14 protein-coding genes and 2 tRNA genes are annotated in these 16,019 nt (G+C 53.9%); 8 read left to right on the top strand and 8 right to left on the bottom strand.

Annotated features, from left to right (window positions below; all coding sequences use genetic code 11):
* Positions 1-7: 7 nt before the first annotated feature.
* Positions 8-868, top strand: a complete 861-nt coding sequence (locus tag AACZ64_RS04015; RefSeq protein ID WP_293614788.1) for an alpha/beta fold hydrolase — start codon at positions 8-10, stop codon at positions 866-868.
* 20 nt (positions 869-888) lie between these two features.
* Here the strand turns inward: AACZ64_RS04015 and AACZ64_RS04010 are convergent, their stop codons facing one another.
* Entirely contained in the window at positions 889-2,184 is a 1,296-nt protein-coding gene (locus tag AACZ64_RS04010; protein ID WP_272993161.1) for a Glu/Leu/Phe/Val dehydrogenase, read from the bottom strand.
* Positions 2,185-2,495: 311 nt separating this feature from the next.
* On the opposite strand from AACZ64_RS04010, the gene AACZ64_RS04005 reads away from it, so the two are divergent.
* Positions 2,496-2,572, top strand: a tRNA-Arg gene (locus tag AACZ64_RS04005).
* A gap of 76 nt (positions 2,573-2,648) precedes the next feature.
* On the opposite strand, the gene AACZ64_RS04000 is transcribed toward AACZ64_RS04005, so the two are convergent.
* Positions 2,649-3,347: a lysozyme-like domain containing protein gene (locus tag AACZ64_RS04000; protein WP_200877080.1), complete on the bottom strand. Its 699-nt coding sequence runs from the start codon at positions 3,345-3,347 to the stop codon at positions 2,649-2,651.
* Between the two features lie 203 nt (positions 3,348-3,550).
* On the opposite strand from AACZ64_RS04000, the gene AACZ64_RS03995 reads away from it, so the two are divergent.
* Together AACZ64_RS03995 and AACZ64_RS03990 are read left to right on the top strand one after the other, a co-directional pair.
* Positions 3,551-4,264 (top strand): 16S rRNA (uracil(1498)-N(3))-methyltransferase, encoded by a 714-nt coding sequence (locus AACZ64_RS03995; protein WP_272981135.1) that lies wholly within the window; start codon positions 3,551-3,553, stop codon positions 4,262-4,264.
* A gap of 205 nt (positions 4,265-4,469) precedes the next feature.
* Complete coding sequence (locus AACZ64_RS03990) at positions 4,470-5,105, top strand: glutathione S-transferase N-terminal domain-containing protein (RefSeq protein ID WP_036860760.1); 636 nt, start codon at positions 4,470-4,472, stop codon at positions 5,103-5,105.
* Between the two features lie 65 nt (positions 5,106-5,170).
* On the opposite strand, the gene AACZ64_RS03985 is transcribed toward AACZ64_RS03990, so the two are convergent.
* The 3 genes from AACZ64_RS03985 to AACZ64_RS03975 form a co-directional block, all read right to left on the bottom strand.
* Positions 5,171-6,517: a YihY/virulence factor BrkB family protein gene (locus tag AACZ64_RS03985; RefSeq protein WP_036860762.1), complete on the bottom strand. Its 1,347-nt coding sequence runs from the start codon at positions 6,515-6,517 to the stop codon at positions 5,171-5,173.
* 337 nt (positions 6,518-6,854) lie between these two features.
* Positions 6,855-6,945: transfer RNA gene (locus AACZ64_RS03980), tRNA-Ser, on the bottom strand.
* Positions 6,946-7,193: 248 nt separating this feature from the next.
* Complete coding sequence (locus AACZ64_RS03975; protein ID WP_272981051.1) at positions 7,194-7,751, bottom strand: nitroreductase; 558 nt, start codon at positions 7,749-7,751, stop codon at positions 7,194-7,196.
* A 108-nt stretch (positions 7,752-7,859) separates the two neighbouring features.
* Here AACZ64_RS03975 and AACZ64_RS03970 point away from each other — a divergent pair, with 108 nt between their 5' ends.
* A complete protein-coding gene (locus AACZ64_RS03970; RefSeq protein WP_272981052.1) occupies positions 7,860-9,236 on the top strand; it encodes an adenylate/guanylate cyclase domain-containing protein in 1,377 nt (458 codons plus the stop codon).
* Positions 9,237-9,252: 16 nt separating this feature from the next.
* Here AACZ64_RS03970 and queF read toward each other — a convergent pair whose 3' ends face one another.
* Genes queF through AACZ64_RS03955 form a run of 3 tightly spaced genes read right to left on the bottom strand, consistent with a single transcriptional unit; the run spans position 9,253 to position 11,794 of the window.
* Positions 9,253-10,074, bottom strand: coding sequence for an NADPH-dependent 7-cyano-7-deazaguanine reductase QueF (queF, locus tag AACZ64_RS03965; RefSeq protein WP_235189863.1), 822 nt, complete (start codon positions 10,072-10,074; stop codon positions 9,253-9,255).
* Positions 10,075-10,082: 8 nt separating this feature from the next.
* Positions 10,083-10,856: an ABC transporter permease gene (locus AACZ64_RS03960; RefSeq protein ID WP_036860768.1), complete on the bottom strand. Its 774-nt coding sequence runs from the start codon at positions 10,854-10,856 to the stop codon at positions 10,083-10,085.
* Entirely contained in the window at positions 10,853-11,794 is a 942-nt protein-coding gene (locus AACZ64_RS03955) for an ABC transporter ATP-binding protein (RefSeq protein WP_293614786.1), read from the bottom strand. Before AACZ64_RS03955 ends, AACZ64_RS03960 begins: the two co-directional genes overlap by 4 nt.
* A gap of 450 nt (positions 11,795-12,244) precedes the next feature.
* Between AACZ64_RS03955 and AACZ64_RS03950 the strand changes: the two genes are divergently transcribed.
* From AACZ64_RS03950 to AACZ64_RS03940, 3 genes are read left to right on the top strand one after another with little or no spacing between them, the layout of a single operon-like run.
* Positions 12,245-13,390, top strand: coding sequence for an ATP-binding protein (locus AACZ64_RS03950; RefSeq protein ID WP_293614785.1), 1,146 nt, complete (start codon positions 12,245-12,247; stop codon positions 13,388-13,390).
* Positions 13,387-13,785: a response regulator gene (locus AACZ64_RS03945; RefSeq protein WP_293614784.1), complete on the top strand. Its 399-nt coding sequence runs from the start codon at positions 13,387-13,389 to the stop codon at positions 13,783-13,785. Before AACZ64_RS03950 ends, AACZ64_RS03945 begins: the two co-directional genes overlap by 4 nt.
* The gene (locus AACZ64_RS03940) at positions 13,785-15,848 is read left to right on the top strand and encodes a response regulator (RefSeq protein ID WP_339639715.1); all 2,064 of its coding nucleotides are present in this window, start codon (positions 13,785-13,787) and stop codon (positions 15,846-15,848) included. The genes AACZ64_RS03945 and AACZ64_RS03940 overlap by 1 nt, the downstream gene beginning before the upstream one ends.
* The last annotated feature ends 171 nt before the right edge of the window (positions 15,849-16,019 follow it).

Below are 16,019 nucleotides of genomic sequence, written 5' to 3'. Positions count from 1 at the left end.
GGCGTTTTTGAAAAGAATTCAGCGCGGTTGTCGATGGGCACTGATCCTTTCACTCTCAGTCCCGCTACTTACGGCCTGCAGCGGCATGTTCTTTTACCCGCAGGAGCGTTTGCGCCTCACCCCGGACATACTGGGTATCCAGTATCGGGACGTCTTCCTGACTACCCGTGACGATATCCGGGTGCACGCCTGGCATCTGCTGCCGCCATCCGTGCCCAAAGGCGTCATCCTGGTACTGCACGGCAACGCCGAAAATATCAGCACGCATATCCACAGTGTCGCCTGGCTCGCAGAGTCCGGCTACGAACTGCTCTTGCTAGACTACCGCGGTTTCGGCCACTCAGAGGGAGCTGCCTCTCTGCCCGGCGTATTCAACGATTTATCCAGTGCCGCTGACTGGCTTGAGCATCGCAGCCAGAGCCAAGGTATCCCGGCCTTCTGGCTCGGGCAGAGTATTGGCGCCAGTCTGAGTAGTTACTATTTGTCGAAGCACTCCGTCGACGGCCTCAAGGCGGTCATTCTCGACACCCCTTTCGCCAGTTACCGCCGGATTGGGCGGGAAAAATTTTCGGAATTCTGGTTGACCTGGCCACTCCAGTACCCTTTATCCTGGCTCATCGACGACCAATACAGCCCCGAACGGGTGGCGGATAAATGGCCCCACCTTCCACTATTGATTTTCAGTAGTGAAAACGATGTTGTCATCCCCCAGCGGCACACCCGCGATCTGGTCAGACAACTGCGCAGCGGGAGCGAGAGCACCATTGAAACAGTGCACACCGACACACCACACATCGGCACCTACCGCGACCAGTCCTACCGTGAAACCACGCTCAGATTTCTGCAAGAAAACACGGCCAAAAGATGAAGCGCCTGCCAAACAATGCTTCACTCACCGATAAAATACTGTTGGGTGCCCCGACTGGCGATGGCCGAGACAATGCGTTCGACGCTTTGCAGATAAGCAGCAACCCGGTAACTGACATCCATTTCATCCGCCCGGTCGAAGCACAGCTCAGCCTGATTCACAAGCTGATCCGCCAAGCGTTCGTTGATGTAACTTTGTGACCAATAATCGCCAGTACGGTTCTGTACCCATTCCAGATAACTGACGATCACGCCCCCTGCATTGGCCAGAACATCCGGTAATACAGTGACTTTTTTTTCGGCCAGGCTTGCGTCCGCTTTGGCCGTCACCGGGCCATTGGCGATTTCCAGAATGGCGCCGGCACGCACCTGGCCCACATTGTCAGTCGTAATAGCATTCTCCAGTGCAGCCAGTACCAGCACATCAACATCCAACGCCAGCAGAGCCTCCTGGCTGATCTGGCCGACATCGCTCTCGGTGCACACAGACGATTCGCAGTAGACCATACCCTTGAGTTCACGCGTTTCGTTCTTGTGCCGCCAGATGGGTTCCGGGTCCAAAGCTTTGTTGGTATGAATCGCACCTTTTGAATCAGAAAGTGCCACTATCCGGTAGCCGGCTTCGTGTGCCAGAAGGGCGAAGTAGTAACCGGCATTGCCGAACCCCTGCACGGCGATAGTCGTGTCCTCAGGTCGTTTTCCTTTGCGTCTGGCCCAGGTTTCCAGTACCAGCAGAGCGCCGCGACCGGTCGCTGCAGTGCGCCCTGCAGAGCCTCCCATTTCTGGAGGCTTGCCGGTAATAATGGCAGGCACTTTCTCGCGGGTGATTTCGGAGTACTCATCCACCATCCAGCCCATAACAATTTCGTTCGTGTTGACATCCGGTGCCGGAATATCGCGATCCGGCCCGATTACATCGTAAAAGGCGCGGATATAACCTCTGGAAAGTCTCTCCAGTTCCATCCGGGAAAGCAATTTCGGGTCCACCTGAACACCGCCCTTCGCACCCCCGAATGGCAGATTGACCAGGGCACACTTCAATACCATCCAGAAGCTCAAGGCCGTAACTTCATCGGCATCCACATTGGGATGAAAACGTACTCCGCCTTTGCCCGGTCCACGACTCTGGTCATACTGAACACGCCAACCCGGAAAGACTCGCAAGCTGCCATCGTCCATACGGACCGGAATGGCGGCCTGATGAATGCATTTGGGCTGCTCGAGTTGACGGCGGACGTCACAGTGAACATCCAATCGGTCAAAAATATCCGCCATCCGGGATTGTGCGTCGCTAAAGAGGCTTTTCTTTTGGCTCAAACTGACTCTCCTGAGTTACTGTTAAAAAGGGCACATAATGATCAGACAGGTTGAACGAAGGCTGCAATCTTTTAAAGAATAAGCGTGCTGTGGTCAACGTTGAAGGTCCCCATTCCGACCTGCTTTCGTGGACAACAGGGGGATAAAAAGATTCGAATCTACAACCTAAATGGAGTTAAACCTTTCGCATGCAATGCAAACTTTGCAATCCATACCCCGGCCAACAGCTTTTCGAGCTTGCTCTAATCCATTGAAAAAACTAGAATTGCCGCCCAGCGAAGCGAGGTGCCAGCTCTCTATACACCCAATAAGCCCCGGTGGCACAGCTGGATAGCGCAGCCCCCTCCTAAGGGGCAGGTCGCAGGTTCGAATCCTGCCCGGGGCGCCATATCTTTTAAGGGACAAATATTTCCTGACATCAGGTCTGCTGGCAGAATCCAGGTATTACGAAACCACACGACCGCTCAACCGCGACAGAATGGCCATATCTGCCAGAAGTGTCTGCAGCGGAATTCCGACTCACAACCCGCCAGTTGTGTCTGATATCGACTGGCGAGGCCACTGACTTTGACGGCCGATCGCAACACCTGAGGCTTGTTGCGATGGTAACCCCGACGGTAACCGGTCGGTCCTTCATGATAAGCCAGGTACAGGTGCTCCGGGTTGTACAGGGAAATACCCAATCGCTCGTGACTGCGGCGGTTATACCAACCGATGAAGTCTGTGGCATATTTCATGTGGGTACGGCGGGTCAGTAGACCGCCAACGTCCTCCTCGTATTCACCCCAGACCGGATCCTGCGCCTGGGCATAGCCGTAGGCAGATGAAGACCGAAACCACGGAATGAACCCCAGCAACCGATCCCGTGGGGGCTTTGCGTGGCTTCGAAACGAAGACTCCTGATGAATAAAGGCCATCTGGGTAGCAATGGGCGTGCCCCATTTTTCCTGAGCATCTCTGGCATGGTCATACCAAGCGGGTTCCTGTCTGAAAATCTCACAGATATTACTTTGCTTTGCGGGCGGCGCCGCAGCAAACAGCGCGCAACCCGAAACCGACACAAAAAAAATCAACAGCGCCGCTGGCCTGATCACAGGATGCCGGCGACACTTTTGACGGCAGTAGCGCCAGCATTTTTTACGTATGGATCGCCGGAATGCCAAAGACTTCACCTGAAAATTGTCTGGACAAAACAGGTTTCAGTTCAGCACAAACCGGAGCAAAAGTGAAATAGACGGGTTGCCGCGCTTTTTTCCACACAGGATGCACAACACAGCATGTCCTTTGCAGTACTCAACGGCCTATAATTCCCCGGCACGGGGCTTTGAACGGGTCCACATCTCGCTCACAACATCTGGATATCCCCATGAATTTATTGCTGCTGGAACCCGCAGATTTCATCTCCGATTCAAAGGTCACGCTCGGCGGGCGGCGCCTGCAGCATCTGCTGGAAGTGCAAAGGGTCAGCGAAGGAACCAGCCTCAGGGCCGGGCTGGTAAATGGCCGGATCGGAGAGGCAACGGTGCTCAGGCTCACCCCTCAGACGGCAGAGCTGGCAGTGGTATTGAGTCAACCCCCGCCGCCGGCACTGCCAGTCACACTCTTACTGGCCATGCCCCGACCAAAAATGCTCCGACGCATTCTGCAGACGGTCGCCACCATGGGCGTTAAACAGCTGTATCTGGTCAACAGTTGGCGGGTGGAGAAAAGCTACTGGCAGAGTCCCTGGCTGGCACCAGAAGCCATTCGCGAACAGCTGTTACTCGGCCTCGAACAGGGCTGTGATACACAGCTTCCCCAGGTGCTGATCAGACCCCGATTCAAGCCTTTTGTGGAAGATGAACTGTCGGCCATCATGGCGGACAGTCTGGCTCTGGTCGCCCACCCAGGCAGTGGCACCCCTTGCCCGGTAGGCCCGCTTTCATCCCCGGTGACACTGGCGGTCGGGCCAGAGGGTGGATTTATCGACTACGAAATCGACAAACTCTGCGAAGCGGGATTTCAACCCGTCACCCTGGGCAGCCGTATTTTGCGGGTGGAAACGGCGATCCCGGCCATTCTGGGTCGGTTGTTTCACTGATTGAATTATTGACAGCAACCCATTGTCTGGCACCCGCAACATCACAGTTTGAAAAAATCCGTTTTTGTCGTTATGGTTTCGGTGGAATATAAACCGGTTGGTCAAGATAAATTTGGCCCAGCGGCCAAAACGCTATCTGCGCCCAAAAATGTGTAGATAACAAATTCGACCAATAAGAATTAATAAAAACTGAGGTAGAAAACTGATGAAACTGTATGACTGTGCTGTCGCGCCAAACCCAAGACGAGCCAGAATGTTTATCGCCGAAAAAGGCCTGGACATCCCCAAGGTGGAAATCGACATTCTCGGTGGCGAAAACCTGAAGGATTCTTTTCTTGCGATTAACCCTCGCGGTCTATTGCCTGTCCTGGAACTGGACGATGGCACCCGCTTCGATGAAGCCATGGCCATATGTCGCTATCTTGAAGAATTGCATCCAGATCCACCCCTACTGGGAACTACGCCGGTAGAGCGTGCGCAGATTGCATGCATGCAGCGCAAAATGGAATTTGAGGGAATGATCGCCACCTCCGAAGTGTTTCGCAACAAGCTAGAAAACGACAGTTTCGCCTACCGCAGCCTGCCCGGTGTGCCATCACCTGCCATACCCGGTCTGGTGGAACGCGGCACTCAGACCCTCAAGCGCTTTTTCATTTCGCTGGAAAAATACCTGGAGGGCGGTAACAAATTTATCATGGGAGACCGTTTCACAATGGTCGACATCACCGCCGTCTGTGCAGTGGACTTTGCCAAATGGGTAGATATCACTATCCCCGACGGCAACCGTAACAGCCTGCGCTGGTACGATGAAGTATCTGCACGGCCAAGCGCCAGTGCCTGAATATTTATTGCCGGCAATTACAAAGGCCCCGTTCGGGGCCTTTTTTAGTTAAATCCGAACGCCAGCTAATCCGGCTTCCCGTCATCCACCAGTTTACGCAACGTCAACCCCGCCAGTTTTTCACCAACCGATGACTCCAACTGTGCCATGACTTCGTCGACCCCCCCCACTGATTGAATCTGATCGTTCATCATCGACTGCTCATCGTTGGGTCTGCGCACAATCTGAAGAAATTCAGCCACCGTCATATTAGCCGGATCAGATTGCAGCACATAGGTGCTGGGCTCGTCATTGGTTTCAACCACCAACTCCCGATCCATTAACATCTGCACAGTCTCCGTCACACGCTCGGCAGGTATTGCCAGTAACTGGCACAGCTCCTCGATCGAGAGTGGTTTTTTGTGGCGAACAAAACGGTGGGCTATCCAGTATATGGTCAGCAGCGCCGTTTGCTCGCGCAGCCTTCCGCTCAGTGGTACACGTTGATTACTGAGCCTGATCTGCTCCGGATACTGAACGTAATAGGCCACCTGGGAACCGAGCAGAAGAATAAACCAGCTCAGGTAAAGCCAGATCATGAACAGCACCAGAATGGCAAAGCCGGAATAAATGGCCGCGTACTTGGTCGAGGATGAAGCGAATTCGGCAAACACCAGGCCCGTGCTCTGCCAGAGGGCACCGCCCACCACCGCACCCACCAGCGCCGCCGTAAACTTCACCCGGGTATTCGGCATAAACATATAAACAAAGGTGAAGGCCATGATGATCAGCAGGAAGGGGATCAACTTGGTCACCACCAGCATGATACTGCCAAATGGTTCAATGCTGACCAGTGCCTGAACAACATCGCTATTCATCAGAGAAGCAGTCATCCCGATGGCAGAAAACATCAGCACCGGCCCCACCATAATGACACTCAGGTAGTCGCTGAAGCGACGCGAAAATGGGCGGGTGGACTTGGCATGCCAGACATAATTGAACGAACTTTCAACCTTCTGGATCAGGGAAACCACGGTATATAGCAGTAACGCCAACCCCACAGAGCCCAGCACGCCCACCTTCATGTTCTCGACGAACCCGAGCAGGTTCACCACGATTTCGTTGCCCTTCTCCCCCAAGGGCTGCACCAGATTCAACAACAATGGTTCAATCTGGTTATGCACGCCAAAGGCCTTCAGCACGGAAAAACTGACCGCTAATAGTGGCACCATCGACAACAGAGTGGTGTACACAAGACTCATGGCGCGCAAATTGAGTTGCCCATTGGCAAACTCGCGCATCAGAACAAAAAGAAACCTGACAAATTTATAACCATAGCGCTGGGGTAGCGCCATCGATTCAATATCGGCACGCCATAACCGGTTCTCCAAAAAACTCTTTATCTGGTCGTAATAACCTAGCGGGCTTTGCATTGTTGAGTGCCTGTTCGCTATTGCATGAATGCACACAGGGTATGACGGACAACAGAGAGCGACAAGTCAAAATTCAGGAAAGACATTTATTCCTCATCATGTAGAAATTAAAAAAGTGCGGGTAAATAAAAACCCATCACAGGGCCAAATTCCAAGTAAAGACCGCAGTAATCCCGTGGAGAGATTGGCTCACCGCTGCGCGGTTCCGGGTTTTTCCGCGCCGTTGCGAGCACCGGCGCCCAAAACGGCGTTGCCGTTTTGTCGAACAGGGGGTCTCATTCAGATCTCCCGTCACGGACAAATAAAAAACCCGGCACAAGGCCGGGTTTTTTATTTGTGGCGGTGAGAGAGGGATTCGAACCCTCGATACGCTATTAACGTATACACGCTTTCCAGGCGTGCTCCTTCAACCACTCGGACACCTCACCAAATTTTGTCATCTAAGCTTTAACAAGCCTAACTTAACTCCGAGACCGCACGCCTAAGTGCTCGTTGTCACCTTAAAGGGCGCCCTCTCCGCTGAAGCTCCGGATCAACCACTCGGACACCTCAGTAAAGCGCTTGAAAAATTTCCGCTTACCAGCCCAAAGTTCAGGGTATCTGCCCGTCTGTGGATCAGTTGGCGCAGGATTTTGAGGAGCGGAACTGTACACAAGCAACCCGGAAAAAGCAATTGTCAGGGCCAGCTCTGGAAGTAATCATCAATAGCTGTTTCAGGGGCCTCGGGCGGCGCAATCTGGACAGTTCCCAGATACAGGAAGCCGATGATACGTTCGGCATCGCTGAGCCCCAGCCCTGCCATAACGCTGGGGTCATAGGCGTAGTCGCCAGTTCGCCAGACCGCACCGACACCCTGCGCATAAGCGGCAGTAATCATATTTTGAGCAGCCGCACCGGCGGATAGCCACTGCTCAATTTCCGGGACCTTGGGATTTTCTTTCGGGCTTGCTATCACGACCATGACCATCGGCGCGCGCAGGGGGCGCTCGGCAATACGCTGCCGCGCTTTGTCACTGAGTTCGGCACCCCGCTGTTCTTCTGAACGAACAAACAGTTCCCCGAGCGCCTGGCGCCCCTCGCCCTCAACGATAAGAAAACGCCAGGGGCGCATTCTTGCATGATCGGCAGCACGAAACGCCGCTCGCTGAATATTGGCCAGAATGTCACCTTTCGGCGCGGGCTCGGACAATCTGGGTACTGATACGCGCTGGTGAAGGGCCTGCAATGCATCCATTTTTTTTCCTTACTGCTGCGTCCACTTTGCTGGGTCATGGACATTTTCGATCAGACATCGTGTAATGACGCGCACTGACTCACTGTACCGGGAACATTATCTTACAGGATGACGCCAAACAGTCTTAAAGAGACAAACCGCATTTTACATTACCAGAGCCTGTTCCGCCTTCTGGTAGGTTTTGCCGGTATTTTATCGCTACTCACGTTCCATCGTGGACTGGAGCATGAGCTGATTGTCACGTTGCCTCTGCTGGTGACCATTGGCTATATTCTGTCTTCCCATTTTGTATTGCAGCGCGTCTCTCCCTCATCACGGTCCGGCGTCGGGACGGTTTTATCCTTTATTGATGCGCTGCTGCTCGGTGGCCTGATCTGCCTGATCGACCTGAGCCTTTTGCCCGCTCTGCTGCTGATTATTACGCTGCAGTTCAACGGAATCATTGGTGGCGGTTTCAGGAAATTACGCAATGATAACCTGGCGCTGTTGCTCGGCATTGCAATAACCGCACTCCTGAAATTTCCCCAGTGGACACTTTCGGTAGACATCCTGACCAGTCTGCCACCACTGTTGGCGCTGGGGATATATATCTGTATTTACGGCGCCAGTAGTTCCAGAGAAATCGCAACCTTGGGAGAGAAACAGAAAGAGCTGGAAAAAACACAGGTTCAACTGAAACTGAGGAATTACCGCCTGTCAAAATACCTCTCCCCAACCCTGCTGAAGGCCATCCAGTCGGGCAAAGATGTCAAGCTGGAAACCCACCGAAAAAAACTGACCGTATTTTTTTCAGACATCAAGGGTTTCAGCGAACTGGCCGAAGAACTTGAAGGCGATGTGCTGACCAGCCTGCTGAACAACTACCTGTCCGAAATGTCACAAATTGCCCTGCAGCACGGCGGCACTATCGACAAGTTTATCGGCGACGCCATTATGGTTTTCTTTGGCGACCCCACCAGTAATGGCGTGAAGGCCGACTGTACGGCCGCAGTATCAATGGCCATTGCCATGAAAAAACACATGAAGGAATTGCAACGTCGCTGGGCCAGTCAGGGCATAGAAACACCCATGGAAATACGTATGGGCCTGAATACCGGCTACTGCGCCGTGGGCAACTTTGGCACGGAGAACCGGCTGGACTACACCCTGCTCGGCACCGAGGTGAATCTGGCCAGCCGACTGGAGTCCGCCGCAGAACCCGGCGAGATCCTGATTTCACACGAGACCTACTCACTGGTGAAAGACCAGATCATGTGCCGCGACAAGGGCGATATTCAGGTCAAGGGCTATCAACAGCCGGTACGAATTTATTCTGTGGTGGACTTCCGCAAAAATATGGGAAGTGACCAGAGCTACTTCGAGCACATGACAGACGGCTTTTCTTTCTATATGGATATGGACAGAATCCGCCACTACGACCGGGATCGAATCATGAAGTCCCTGATCGAAGCCGCCGCCCAACTGAAAAACAAGAAAAACCACTGATACCTGGCACCCATCCTTACTGCCTCGACAGGCGCAGCCTGGGCGGATCGGATTGCACGCTGCTGCGATAGGGATTGATCTCCAGCCCACCGCGACGGGTGTAGCGGGCGTAGACCTCCAGTGTATCCGGCTGACACAACTCCCTGATTTCGGTAAAGATGCGTTCCACACACTGCTCGTGAAAATCCTGATGATTGCGAAAAGAAACCAGATAGCGCAACAACCCTTCGCGGTCGATTGCAGGACCACTGTAACGAATCAGAATACTGGCCCAATCGGGCTGCCCGGTGACCGGGCAATTGGTTTTCAACAAATGGCTGTAGAGCGACTCGCTGACGATTGTGTGCCCATCTGCCAGACCGAGCAGCGAAGGATCGGGGGCATAGGTATCCACCTCCACCGGCAGGTCATCCAGGCAAATACCGGGCAGCGAGCCGAGTCCCATGTGACGATAACTGTCGCCGGGGTGGATCCCCACCAGTATCGGCCCCACCACACAGGCACTGACGTCGCGCTCAATGATCCGGGTCACCTCTTCCACGGAGCGATAGCGTTCCTGATTCAGCGAGTTGAGATAGAGTTTCAGGGATTTTGATTCAACCAGATTGACCGTGCTGCCCGGTATCGATAGCTCTGCCACCGCCACCACGGGTTTGCCCCGCATATCCAGCCAGGAGACCTCATAGGCGGTCCAGAGATCCACGCCAAAAAAAGGCTCGGCGCCCAGAATACCCAGTGTCTGCCTACCCTCTTTCCGGGGAATCGAGTGCAATAACTGCGGACTGTAGCTGGCGGGATAGTCAGTGTCGGCCCCCAGCAATAATTTTTTCTCAGTCACGGCTCACCTCAACTGCGCAATCGTTTGCCCCGCTCCAGCAGGAACAGCGAGAAGAAAAACAGCAGGGCGCAGAAACCCGTCACCATGACAAAGGCCCATGCCACATTAATATCCGAGACGCCCAACAGACCGTACCGGAAGGTGTTGACCATATAGAGCACCGGATTGGCCAGCGACACCGCCTGCCAGAAAGGCGGCAACATGCTGATGGAGTAAAACACACCGCCCAGGTAGGTGAGCGGCGTCAACACAAAGGTCGGAATAATGGAAATATCATCAAAGCTGTTGGCAAAAACCGCGTTGATAAACCCCGCCAGCGCGAACAGGACTGCGGTTAAAAACACAATGGCGACCGTTACACCCAGATGACTGACCTGCAGATCGGTAAAAAACAGGGACAGCAGCGTCACAATCACCCCCACAGCCAGACCGCGGGCCACACCACCGATGACATAACCCAGCAGAATAATGTAGTTGGGAACCGGCGACACCAGTAATTCTTCAATACTGCGCTGGAACTTGGTGCCAAAAAAAGAAGACACCACATTGCCATAGGCATTGGTGATCACCGACATCATGATCAGTCCCGGCACCACAAACTCGATATAGGTGAAGCCGGACATCTCACCGATGCGCGGGCCTATCAATTTGCCGAAAATTACAAAATACAGGGCAATCGTAATAGCAGGCGGCAGCAGGGTCTGCTGCCAGATGCGCATAAAACGGCGAACTTCCTTCACCAGGATGGTGGTAAACGCCACCCATTGCTGACCGGCATTCATAATTGGGCCTCCGCCGTTTCATTCCTGTGCGGTTCCACCAGAGAGACAAACAGCTCTTCCAGCCGGTTGGCCTTGTTCCGCATGCTGGTCACATGAATGTCCCGCTCGCTGAGACTGGCAAACAACTTGTTCAGCGATTTCCCCTTCACCACTTCAACCTCGAAACTGTGTTCATCGATCAGCTGCCCCGGATAACCCTCAATAGTCGGCATATCGGTCAACGCCTCGCGGGTATCCAGCACAAACACCTCTTTGTTGAGCTGCCGCAACAACTGCTTGATGGAGGTATTGTGGACAATTTTTCCCTGATCGATGATCGCCACGTTGCGGCAGAGACTCTCCGCTTCTTCCAGATAGTGTGTAGTCAGAATAATGGTGGTACCACTGGCATTAATCGCTCTGAGGAACTGCCACATGGAGCGCCTCAACTCGATATCCACACCAGCCGTGGGCTCGTCCAGCACCAACAGCCGCGGTTCGTGAACCAGCGCCCTGGCAATCATCAGTCGTCGCTTCATGCCACCGGAGAGCATCCGCGAACTCTGGTTGCGCTTTTCCCAGAGGCCCAGCTGCCTCAGATATTTCTCGGTGCGCTCCCCGGCAAGTTTTGGTGGTAACCCGAAATAGCCCGCCTGGGTTTTGACAATATCAATGACCTTTTCAAACTGGTTGAAGTTGAACTCCTGTGGAACCACGCCGATATATTGCTTGGCCAGGGAGAAGTTCTTGTCGATATCCGTCCCGAAAATAGCTATCTCACCGGCCGTTTTTCTCACCAGAGAACAGATGATGCCGATGGTCGTGGACTTGCCGGCACCATTAGGCCCGAGCAGCGCAAAAAAATCGCCGGGTTGAACGTCCAGGTCGATGCCCTTGAGTGCCTCAAAGCCATTGTCATACTGTTTGTGCAAATTGCGGATCGATAATGCAGCGGTCATAGCGTCCCAATAGTTACAAAAATAAAAGCAGTTACAAAAATAAAAACGGTTACAGAATAAAAGTGCCCGGGCGTCAACCAAAGAACATGGCCGGCTCAGCGGGGGTATAGTCTAAATGACTTTGCCCGACGTTTGTCGGTTAACACCAAAAAACCCGGCGCATTGGACCGACATAAGGGGTCGGCGATACTGCAACTCGAACACAGCGACGAGCAAACCCACTATCGTCAGGGCAAGGATTGACCCACCAACCACTCTGGGCCTATTCTGCAGTGGTCATACTTATAAAAACAGCCCGCAATAACTGTCCATGCATTAAAGTGGTATTGCAGACTTGAGATAAGGAACTGCCACACTGACAGGAAGGACGGCCATGTTGCCCGACTTGACTGCACTATCGAAACGGGAAATACCGAGAATCGGAACCCATCCAATTTCCGGGATTGTCCCATGAGCACCAACAGACCCGACGACGAACAGGGTCAAAATACCGTGCTCCCACCTTCCTGCGATCCGGGAAGAAAATGGTCACTGCGTTGCCGCGCACTGCTAATCACCGTCGTCTATGCCATTGTGGCCAGTTTGTGGATCTATGCCTCTGACCACGCACTGATGGCATTGGCAGCCGATACCGAAACATTCAGCCGATGGAGCGTGTACAAGGGAATCGGATTTGTCCTGGTTACCTCGTTGTTATTACTGCTACTGATCTGGTGGGCTTTCGGTGCTCTGGAGAAAGCCTATGCCGACCTCAAGGCATTGAATCAGAGCCTGGAAAAAAGGGTCAGGGCTCGCACCAATGAACTGCAATCGGTCGCTAATCGCGCTGAAACTGCCGATCAATTGAAGTCATCATTTCTGGCCACCATGTCCCACGAGTTGCGGACCCCACTCAACTCAATCATCGGTTTTACCGGCATTATCCTGCAGGGAATGGCGGGGCCCATTACCCGGGAACAGACAAAACAACTGGGCATGGTCCGCAGCAGTGCCCGCCATTTGCTGGATCTGATCAACGACGTACTGGATATCTCCAAAATCGAAGCCGGACAGTTGCAGGTCCGACGGGAGCATTTTGATCTGACCGACGCAATCGATCAGGTAATCGAAAGTGTCCGGCCACTGGCAGAGAAGAAAGGTCTGTCACTTCACAGGGATATCACAGCAGATTTATCCACCATGTGCAGTGATCGTCGACGGGTTGAACAAATTTTGCTGAACCTGCTGAACAACGCCATTAAGTTCACGGACCAGGGCAGTGTCGCGTTGCATGTGGAGTTGGAACCGGCATGGATTCCTACCACTGCAGCCGGTGATGCAAATAACGGGGCATCACCTCGCGGCGAGCAGCCGGTACCCGCTGTTCGATTCCGGGTTACCGATACCGGCATTGGTATCCGACCGGAAGATATAGAGCTGTTATTCAAACCCTTCAACCAGGTCGACAGTGGCCTCACCCGCCAACATGACGGCACCGGATTGGGATTGGCTATCTGCAGCCGTTTGACCAAGCTACTCGGCGGCACGATCAAGGTGGACAGTCAATGGTCACAGGGCAGTGAATTTACCGTGATATTGCCACTGGAGCTATCATGAAAGAACCCCGCCTCGATATTCTGGTCATTGAAGACAATGAGCTCAACCGCTACCTGCTGACTTTTTTACTGGAACACCGCGGCCACCGCGTCAGATCGGCCACCGACGGACCGGCAGGCATTGCACTGGCCAAGGCGCTGTTGCCCGACCTGATTCTGCTGGATATACAATTACCGACCATGCATGGGTATGACGTGGCGGCAACCCTGCGCGAGGTCGAGTCAGTGGGCAATATCCCCATTATCGCAGTGACCTCCCACGCCATGGCAGGTGATCGAGAGAACGCACTGGCAGCGGGCTGTAGCGGTTATATCGAAAAGCCCATCGACCCCGATACTTTTGTTGATGAGGTGGAAAGTGTCTGCTGGCAGTCTCCGGATATGGAAAGCAGCTGATGTCGCGGATCCTCATCGTTGATGACCGGGAGGAAAACCTCTATTACCTGGAGACGCTGCTCATCAGCCACGGTTATCAGGTCGATACCGCCAGCCAGGGCAACGAAGCACTGGATAAGGCACGCAATACCCCTCCCGACATGATTGTCTCTGATCTGTTGATGCCCATCATGGACGGTTATACGCTGCTCCAGCAATGGAAGTCCGACTCCCGCCTCTCGCGTATCCCATTCATCATCTACACCGCCACTTACACCGAGGAAAGTGACCGTGAGCTGGCCCTGGATCTGGGTGCTGATGCCTTTATTCTCAAGTCTGCCGAGCCTGAGGCTTTTCTCAAAGTCCTGTGGCAGATACAGGATCAACCCCATATCGCCAAACCTATTGCGACCAGTCCTATCAGCCTCGATGAAAACACAATTCTGAAGACCTATAACCAGACACTGGTTCGCAAACTGGAAGAAAAATCCCGTCAATTGGAAATCGCCAACCGGGCCTTACAGAAGGACATTGCCCGCCGGGAAGCCACGGAAGCGGCGCTTCGGGTCAGCGTGGAGCGATTCCGGCTATTGGCCCAGGCCACCAGTGACGCCGCCTGGGACTGGGATATGCTCAGTGACAATCGCTGGTGGAATGACGGTTTCACACAGCTCTTTGGCCACCGTCGCGCCGACTCGCAACCCGACGACGCCGCCTGGGCAGAGTTGATTCACCCCGATGATCGGGAGGAGGTGCTGGCCGGACGCCGACTGGCCATTTCCAAAAATGACAACAATCATTGGTCCGCCAGCTATCGTTTCAGATGTGCAGATGGTCATTGGGCGCAGGTGGAGGATCGCGGCCATCTGATTCGCGATGACCACGGCACCGTCATCCGGATGGTCGGTGGCATGACCGATATCACAAACCGAATCACAATGGAAAAACAACTTCACCGGGCACAACGGCTGGAGGCTCTGGGTATGTTGACCGGCGGGGTCGCCCATGATTTCAATAACCTGCTCACGGTGGTCATGGGTAACGCGCAAATTCTGGAAGACTCGCTGCACGACCACCCCGACAATCAAAAGCTGGCAAGAATGATCACAGAAGCGGCTGAACGCGGAGCGGATCTGACCCACCGCCTGCTGGCATTTGCCCGGCAACAGAGCCTCACCCCGAGGGCCGTAAACCTGAATCAACTGGTACTCGGCATCAAGCCGCTGCTGCAGCGAACACTGGGCAGCAATATTGTAATCACCCTGGAACTCGATTCCCGGCTGCCGGCAGTCTACGTGGACCCTTCAGAACTGGAACACGCGCTGCTGAACCTGTGTGTCAACGGACGCAATGCCATGCCACTGGGCGGCAACCTGACCATCTCAACACGTGCTACACAGACGAGCGACTCAACCGAGCTGGATTTGAGTCGTGGCCAATATGTCGCGTTATCGATAACCGATACGGGCACCGGCATAGCCCCTGAGCTTGTGGATCGGTTGTTTGAGCCTTTCTTCACCTCTGCAGAACAGGGTGCCGGTACGGGGCTGGGTTTGGCAATGGTACACGGGTTCATCAACCAGTCTGGCGGACAGATCAGTGTCCACTCAAAACCGGGTGATGGCAGCACCTTCCTGCTGTATCTCCCTGTCTCCGACCAGCCACCGACACCGCTGCCGGTTGACGAGAAACCATCTGAAAAGATCGGCGGCAACGAACGGATCCTGTTGGTGGAGGACGACCACCTGGTACAAAATGTTGTTAAACACCAACTGGAATCCCTGGGCTATCAGGTGATCACGGCAACCGGTGGCCAACAGGCACTCAATCTGTTGCGCGAAGGCAATGCGGTTGACCTGCTGTTCACCGATTTGCGCATGCCCGGTATGGGCGGCAGACAACTGGCCCAACTGGCCAGTGAGCAATGTCCCTACCTGAAAATACTGTTCACCACCGGATTTGCCGGCCACGACGATGAAGGCGACGGGCTGCAAGACAACACCAACCTCATCAGAAAACCTTACCACCGCGCTGAACTTGCCCAATGCCTGCGACGGGTGCTGACACGACAAGGCAACACATGAGACAAATCACCATTGTCTAACCCCCCGGTCACCGGTTGTCCACAGTCCATAACCGTTAATCAGCGCGTCTTTCCAACACGCTTGAAACAACCCTCACAATACCGCATGCTGGAATTATGGTGGATTTGATCACGGATTATCTTTCTGGCCAGACAGGTCTCTCCGCCAGAC

The organism is uncultured Porticoccus sp. (assembly GCF_963975625.1).
Classification (GTDB): domain Bacteria; phylum Pseudomonadota; class Gammaproteobacteria; order Pseudomonadales; family Porticoccaceae; genus Porticoccus.
This window is presented reverse-complemented; position numbering and strand designations above follow the sequence as displayed.